At 30.1% G+C, this 7,668-nt stretch carries 10 protein-coding genes and 1 pseudogene; 9 read left to right on the forward strand and 2 right to left on the reverse strand.

Features of this window, described 5'->3' with window-relative positions; all coding sequences use genetic code 11:
- Positions 1 to 177: pseudogene (locus tag CQZ94_RS32130) on the reverse strand (cytoplasmic protein); the annotation flags it as partial.
- A gap of 60 nt (positions 178 to 237) precedes the next feature.
- Here CQZ94_RS32130 and CQZ94_RS29460 point away from each other — a divergent pair.
- From CQZ94_RS29460 to CQZ94_RS29495, 8 genes are all read left to right on the forward strand, one after another.
- The gene (locus CQZ94_RS29460; RefSeq protein ID WP_105588272.1) at positions 238 to 621 is read left to right on the forward strand and encodes a DUF1433 domain-containing protein; all 384 of its coding nucleotides are present in this window, start codon (positions 238 to 240) and stop codon (positions 619 to 621) included.
- A gap of 81 nt (positions 622 to 702) precedes the next feature.
- Positions 703 to 1,086: a DUF1433 domain-containing protein gene (locus tag CQZ94_RS29465; protein WP_105588273.1), complete on the forward strand. Its 384-nt coding sequence runs from the start codon at positions 703 to 705 to the stop codon at positions 1,084 to 1,086.
- Positions 1,087 to 1,163: 77 nt separating this feature from the next.
- Entirely contained in the window at positions 1,164 to 1,547 is a 384-nt protein-coding gene (locus CQZ94_RS29470; protein ID WP_105588274.1) for a DUF1433 domain-containing protein, read from the forward strand.
- Between the two features lie 81 nt (positions 1,548 to 1,628).
- Positions 1,629 to 2,012, forward strand: a complete 384-nt coding sequence (locus CQZ94_RS29475) for a DUF1433 domain-containing protein (protein ID WP_105588275.1) — start codon at positions 1,629 to 1,631, stop codon at positions 2,010 to 2,012.
- A 77-nt stretch (positions 2,013 to 2,089) separates the two neighbouring features.
- Positions 2,090 to 2,473: a DUF1433 domain-containing protein gene (locus CQZ94_RS29480; protein WP_105588276.1), complete on the forward strand. Its 384-nt coding sequence runs from the start codon at positions 2,090 to 2,092 to the stop codon at positions 2,471 to 2,473.
- 128 nt (positions 2,474 to 2,601) lie between these two features.
- Entirely contained in the window at positions 2,602 to 3,387 is a 786-nt protein-coding gene (locus CQZ94_RS29485) for a GNAT family N-acetyltransferase (RefSeq protein ID WP_105588277.1), read from the forward strand.
- A gap of 166 nt (positions 3,388 to 3,553) precedes the next feature.
- Positions 3,554 to 3,766, forward strand: a complete 213-nt coding sequence (locus tag CQZ94_RS29490; RefSeq protein ID WP_105588278.1) for a hypothetical protein — start codon at positions 3,554 to 3,556, stop codon at positions 3,764 to 3,766.
- Positions 3,767 to 4,119: 353 nt separating this feature from the next.
- Positions 4,120 to 4,473: a hypothetical protein gene (locus tag CQZ94_RS29495; RefSeq protein ID WP_105588279.1), complete on the forward strand. Its 354-nt coding sequence runs from the start codon at positions 4,120 to 4,122 to the stop codon at positions 4,471 to 4,473.
- 232 nt (positions 4,474 to 4,705) lie between these two features.
- Here the strand turns inward: CQZ94_RS29495 and CQZ94_RS32135 are convergent, their stop codons facing one another.
- Complete coding sequence (locus tag CQZ94_RS32135) at positions 4,706 to 4,837, reverse strand: hypothetical protein (RefSeq protein ID WP_257149419.1); 132 nt, start codon at positions 4,835 to 4,837, stop codon at positions 4,706 to 4,708.
- Positions 4,838 to 5,787: 950 nt separating this feature from the next.
- Between CQZ94_RS32135 and CQZ94_RS29500 the strand changes: the two genes are divergently transcribed.
- Positions 5,788 to 6,756, forward strand: coding sequence for a DUF4046 domain-containing protein (locus CQZ94_RS29500; protein WP_181149575.1), 969 nt, complete (start codon positions 5,788 to 5,790; stop codon positions 6,754 to 6,756).
- The last annotated feature ends 912 nt before the right edge of the window (positions 6,757 to 7,668 follow it).

The following is a 7,668-nucleotide window of genomic DNA, read 5'->3' on the forward strand; positions in this document are numbered from 1 at the left end:
TAATCCATTTTTTACTTTTTGACAATCTGCATCAATTGATTCTATAACTACCCATATCTTACCATCTACCCCTTTTATTTCTTTACCTTTTTTTAAAACTTCGTCATCATAAACTTGATCTGATAGTTCGAAATAATCTTCATCTGTTGCAATGGTATTCCTTTTAAATTCATTCATATGTTTCTCAACTCATTTCATGGTATATTTTAACTATATTCAAATATAAGGGGATTTTAAATGAAAAAGAAATTGGTAATTATTTTATCCATTATTTGTATTATAGCAGGAGGATATTTTACTATGGAATACTTAAAGCAAAAAGAAGAAGAGGAAAAGTTTTGGAAAGTGCAAGAAGCACGAGTAGAAAAGTATATTCGTTATAATATTCAGGATGTAAAATCTATTACGTTTACAGAAAAGAGTGTAAGTCCTATGGGAGTCCCAAGATTAAAAGGCTATATAAATAATAATAAAGAATTAGATTTCATAGCTCGTATAAGTACAACTGAAAACTTTGAAGACAATTTCACGCGTTCTGGGGAATTAGGGAAACTTATAAAAGATCCTGAAAAGTCGGTATCTGAAATCGAAAAAGAAGAGAAAGAAAAAAACCAAGAGTAGTTCTTGCAACTACTCTTGGTTTCTGTACCCTATTTTAGAAAGAGCATATGTTAACTAGCTTTGAATATAAGGGGATTTCCAATGAAGAAAGTAATGATTTTGGTTGTATCTGCTGTGATACTCATAGCAGGAGGGTATTTTACTATGGAATACTTAAAACAAAAAGAGAAAGAAGAAAAGTTTTGGAAAGCACAAGAAGTACGGGTGGAAAAGTATATTCGTTATAATATTCAGGATGTAAAATCTATTACGTTTATAGAACATAAAATAAGTCCTATGGGAGTTCCTCATATAAAAGGATATATAAATGATAATAGAGAATTATGGTTTGATGCGGGTCTTGATGATAATGATATTTTTGATAGAAAATTAGGGTGTTCTGGAGAACTGGGGAAACTTATAAAAGGCCCTGAAAAATCCGTATCCGAAATTGAAAAAGAAGAGAAAGCAAAAAACCAAGAGTAGTCTTTGTATTACTATTTTCTTCTCTGTCTCATTTTTAAGAAGAATGCATTGGTAAGTTTTTTATAAGGGGATTTTCCATGAAGAAAATAGTCATTTTGATTGTATCTGCTGTGATACTCATAGCAGGAGGGTATTTTACAATGGAATACTTAAAACAAAAAGAAAAAGAAGAAAAGTTTTGGAAAACACAAGAAACAAGAGTAGAAAAATATATTCATTACAATATTAAAGATGTGAAATCTATTACGTTTACAAAACATGAGGTGAATCCGATGGGAATCCCTACTATAGAAGGATATATAAATGACGATCAAGAATTGTGGTTTGTAGCAAGTATTAGTACCACAGAGAATTTTGAAGATCATTTTGGACGTTCTGGAGAATTGGGGAAACTTATAAAAGATCCTGAAAAGTCGGTATCTGAAATTGAAAAAGAAGAGAAAGAAAAAAACCAAGAGTAGTTCTTGCAACTACTCTTGGTTTCTGTACCCTATTTTAGAAAGAGCATATGTTAACTAGCTTTGAATATAAGGGGATTTCCAATGAAGAAAGTAATGATTTTGGTTGTATCTGCTGTGGTGCTCATAGCAGGAGGGTATTTTACAATGGAATACTTAAAACAAAAAGAAAAAGAGGAAAAGTTTTGGAAAGCACAAGAGGCGAGAGTTGAAAAATATATTCGTTATAATGTTAAAGATGTAAAATCTATTACATTTATAGAACATGAAACTAGTCCTATGGGAATTCCTAGACTAAAAGGGTATATAAATAATGATCAACAATTAGATTTTGTAGCTCGTATTAGTACTACAGAAAATTTCGAAGATCAATTTGATCGTTCTGGAGAACTTGGAAAACTAATAAAAAAACCTGAAAAATCCGTATCCGAAATTGAAAAAGAAGAGAAAGAAAAAAAACAAGAGTAGTCTTTGTACTACTCTTTTCTTTTCTATCCCATTTTTAAGAAGAATACATTGGTAAGTTTTTTATAAGGGGATTTTCTATGAAAAAAATAATGATTTCGGTTATAACTGTTATGGTGCTCATAGCAGGAGGGTATTTTACAATGGAATACTTAAAACAAAAAGAAAAAGAAGAAAAGTTTTGGAAAACACAAGAAACAAGAGTAGAAAAATATATTCATTACAATATTAAAGATGTGAAATCTATTACGTTTACAAAACATGAGGTGAATCCGATGGGAATCCCTACTATAAAAGGATATATAAATGGTGATCAAGAATTATGGTTCGGTGCTAGTATCAGTACAACGAAAGACTTTGAAGATGATTTTGGACGTTCTGGAGAACTGGGGAAACTTATAAAAGATCCTGAAAAATCGGTATCTGAAATTGAAAAAGAAGAGAAGGAAAAGAAACAAGAGTAGTCTTTGCGATTACTCTTTCATTTTTTCTTGGAAATATTTTAATTAAAAAAACTGAAAATTAAAATATTTAAATGTATAATAAGGTATAGAAGATATTGAAGAAATAAATAGAGAAGAGGGAATATGGTATGACTAGTTTAAAAAATGTTCTTGAGCTTGATTTTGCATATCTTGAAACCTTTACTAGCCGAATAGAGAAATCATGGGGTTCTATATTTTGTAATGAAAGTAACCCCTATTATTATGATGCAAATCATGCACATATAAGTGTAGTAAGTTTAAATCCACAAATGATAGTAGATGAAGTAGTCCATTTCTATAAGACTAAAAATATAGTACCTAGATTTTATATATACAACTTAGATATGCAAGAAAAACTGATTTCTGAATTACAAATAAAGAATTTTGGATTTGAGGAATTAATAAGTCCAGTCCAATTATGGAATAAGAAATTAACTAAAAAAGATAAAAATGAAAAAGTTACTATTGAAAAGGTATCTGAATTAAATTTTGAAGAAGCTTTAGATATTGAATGTAGTATAAAAGAGTTAGGAGGCGAAGTTAGAAAAAAAGCTTTTCAAGATGAATTCCAACATCCAGCATTCACTCACTATCTTCTTAGATACAATGGAGTAGCATGTTCCATCGCTTGTATTTTTGAACATGAAAAACAGGCCCGAATGGAAAGTGTAGCTACAATTGAAAAGTTTAGAGGTAAAGGGTTAATAGGTGAACTTATTCACTTTATTCAAAGTGAAGTAATGAATAGAGGACTAGATAATCTTTGGGTGATCCCAATTAATGAAACAGTAGAAAAAGTGTATGAAAAGTATGGGTTTGAAACAGTAGAAAAAATTAATACGGGACATGCATTTTTAGAAGGAAAAAGCATTAAAGAGATTCACAAGGGATAGAAAAAATTAATTTATTTTGCTAAAGATAATTATTAAGCTAACAGGTGTATTGAAAGTAAACTAATAATAAAAAGTTTACTTTCATAAGAAAACTACATTAAGATTATTTAATATTAAAATTAATTGTAGTTAGAATAGTGTAAAATAGTTAGAAGGAGATGATTTTATGTTAAAAATAGACCAAAATAAAGTAGGTTTAATTTCAGGAATTAGTTTATTAATATTGGTTTTGATTAATTCTTTTATAAAAAGTGACTTTTGGGTTATTTGTATAGATGTAATTTTAATTTTGGTTAACTTAGTTTTATTTATTATTTCTAGAGATATAACAAAAACTAAGTTACTTAGAAAAATGAAGAAGCTAGATGAAGTAAAATGATTTTTTGTTATTTTTAGAGATGGAAGACGATTAATGTGAGATCGTCTTCCATCTCTATTTTTCGATAATATCGTTTTAATCCAATGTAAATAAATATTCAAAAGTTTACTTTCAAATTAGAAAAGGTTAGCTCCTCGATACGCTTCACCCCAGCCATAAACCTCATGCTCAAAAACAAAGGGTAACTCACTTATCAAACTCATATAAAGTTTCAATCTTGTCTAAACACCCATTAGGATATGCAACTGATTATCTATTTTTCTTTACATAATCTCCAGATACAGTCCATATCAACTATAGATTCTTGTCTTATGCTAAATGTAGTTCCAAACAAAACAAGGAGGTAATGAAAAATGATTAAAACATTATTAGCAGGAGCACTTTTAAGTACAGGATTAGTAGCGGGAGGTGCAGTAGGTACAGAAGATGTAAAATCAGATCAAAAAGTAGAAAAAGCAAAATATAGTGAAACAATTGAAAGACCAGAAGGTACAGAATCAAATCCTGTATTTGAAATGGGAGACCCTGAAAAATCGGAATATACAACAAGTGTTGAAAGACCAGAAGGTACAGATTATCAAGAAGGAAAAAATTTACCAATAAAGGAAGGTACAGAATCAAATCCTGAATTTGCAAAAACTGTTGAAAGAACAGAAGGTACAGACTCTCAAGAAGGAAAAATGGTACCAACAAAAGAAGGAAATTAAATAATATATAGTTATAACGAAGAGCATCCAAAAAGTGGTGCTCTTTTTATATTATAGGGATCAACTAGCTTTACTCAATATAGAACTGTAACAGGAATTGAGGCTAGAACATGGGGTACTGTTGTGGGTTTGAAATAAAGTTCCACTGTTTATAAAAAAGTTTTGAGTATCCAAAATCGTGATTAAGTAGGAATTTTTCGTTAGTTTGATAGCACTAGGGATAGTCTCCCTATTAATATTCAAATGGTAGGTCAGAAAAAACCTGTCCTTTCTCCTCTTCATGACCTTCACCACATAATATCGCAGCCGGTATAATTAATCCTTCCGTTAACGAAAGCTCTATCATTTCTTCTTTACTTTGCATATTTTCCACCTCGCATATCATAAAATATCATATTAAGATGGAATGGTTTGTCTAATCGTGTCGAAAAAACAGAAGAATATATTTCATCAAATTTTTTCTGTAAATTTACAGTCTATTTCTGGTTATTTGTGACGGATAATGTGTGTCATTGCTGAACTAATAAGGATTACCATACATTCCCATCAAACTAAAATTTTGATGTCCCCCCAAAGGGGTACGGAAACAATTATGGGTTTCAAAGGCCACTCTGGAATTAAATACCAATATTCAATTCTGATAAGTGTATTTGAGAACCTCTAAATCCTTTAAAATCAATAACTTGTAATCTTATCAATAGAGTACGCCCTATTGATAAGATGGATATGCAATTATGCATATTATATTTTATTATTTCAATAGTAATAAAATATAATATATAATTAAAAGGTTTTTAATGAACTGATAAGGAGATGCGAGTATTAAGAAAGTCATAGGACTTATAGTATCATTATTTTTATTATGTTCTACCTATGCACCAACGTTTACAGAGGCAGCCGAAGTATTAAATAAAGTAGGCTGGGTGAAGGAGAAAGAGGATTGGTATTATTACGAAAAAGATGGTAGCAAAAGAACAGAAAAATATTCAACATCATTAACATGGACGTTAGCAGACGTACCTGCTCAAGAGTGAGGGCATACATGAAGAGGCACTTCGATATGCAGTGTCTCTATATTATATAGTGAACAACTGTAAGGAGGACAAGGGGATATTACATGTTACTAGATCGTCATATGAAAGAAGGAACGCTTCTCTTTTCGTCGATTTTGTAGATCCAGATTGCTTATCTTTCGCACTATATAGGAATGAATAACAAGTCGATTAGATTGAAGAAAATGGTGAGGAAGAATCGTTGTAATGATTATAAAAAGTCAGCATGAAAGGTTTATGTAATAAGGAGAGGGGAATTTTAATGAAACAGACAATTGTAGAGATTTATGAAGAGATTTTATGTGGGAAAAGGCGTCGCTTTCCTAACGGTACATGGAAGGATGACCCTCAAAAAGAAATAATCAAATTACTAACACGACATTTAGTTAACAATATTTTAAAATGGAATGATAAAGAAATTAAAGAGAAATGGAATTTTGAACTAATAAAAAAATGGAAACTGGGTGGTGCGTGTTGTATGTATTTTAAAGATAGCCCGTATCAAATGTTAAATACAGCATTTCCAAATCGATTTGAACCATGGGAATTAAAATCTACACCGAAAAACTATTGGACAAAGGAAAAAGCATTAGAAGTTTTATATTATTGGATTGAAGAAAAAGAACAGTTATCAAGAGAAGAGCTGTTAGTTATGTTTAATCATAAGTGGTTGAAAGAAAGATATTTAGATTCTCCTCTTCAAATTTATTGGAATTCTAGTCCGTATCAAATATTAAATGAGGCGTATCCAAATCAATTTCAGCCATGGGAATTTAAGAAGGCGGCAAATAATTGTTGGAAAAGTAAAGAAGAAAGTTTAAAGGTTTTTAGAGATATAGTACAAAATCTGAATTTATCTACAAAAGATATGAAGGAACAATATTCATTACGTTGGGTAATACAACAAGGATTGCGTGCCCCATTAAATAAATTCTTTAGAGATAGTCCATATGAAATGTTAAACGCAGCATTTCCAGGACAATTCAACCCATGGGATTTAAAAGATGCACCAAATAGGACTTGGATGAATAAAGGAGAAGCGATAACAATTATTCGAAATGAAATTGAAACATCTTCAATTTCTATATCGGAATTATATGGAATGGGGGTGAGGAAATGGATGATAGAGAAAAAAATGATTACACCTTTTAGTAAATTTTGGAAAGATAGTCCGGTTAAAATACTAGCTGAATTGTATCCAGAAAACATTAAAAATCATTCGAATATTTAGAGATAAATATATACTTTTTAATGTTTTTAAGGAGAAATTATTTTTTTATCTAAAAGTGATATGAGAATATAACCCTGTAATTGAGTGAATAAAAAGAAAATTCCGTTATATGTAAAGAGTATTTTTTTTGTAACAGTATTTATTGCGTTATATGATGTCAGATAAAGAAGTAATGTAATTGAAAAGGATTAATAATAAGGTCTTTGCAGTTACTCAACCAAAAGAAATTATGCGATAAATAAAAACAAGAGCAAATAAGAAAGGTAGTAATTTGTACATGGTAAAGTGATTCACTATACATGATTTAAGTTGTAGAGTCATCGTAATTTGAAAATAGATAAATATCTGTATATATATATGGAAATGATAATCGGTTTTAGATTATATAGGTTTGTTTCTATTTATTTGTTCTGTAAATAGATTTAGGGGTTCAGCCGAGATACGTGTAAAACTAGGTTGTAGTAATACATTTTTTACCAAACGTTGTTTTTTCGATGATATTTGTAACATAAACGTTCGTTTTTGTTACGTGTTGTATTTGAAAATATGAAATATCCTAACCGTTGAACTAGCTGTAACAAAATACTGTATCAAAAATAATTCGTAACATTATTAGTAAAACACCTTTTTGTTACACCGCAATCCAATAATGGAAATAAAATACAGACTATGACCCGAAATTACATGTATCTCGGCTGAACCCCAATAAATGGGTAAATACGTATACGATGAACCCATTGGATACATATGTTTTAGTAACAGAATTCAAGCCTGAAGAGTATGAATATATGATTTACGAAGAAACAAGGGTTGCTAGAAAGTTGCATCAAATATTAGGGTTCTGGTGCAAAGATTGTATTTATTTGAAAGAGGTATATAGATTCCTAATGGAATCTATTCTTATGCAGCCAT

The organism is Bacillus sp. MYb209, assembly GCF_002975175.1.
Lineage (GTDB): Bacteria > Bacillota > Bacilli > Bacillales > Bacillaceae_G > Bacillus_A.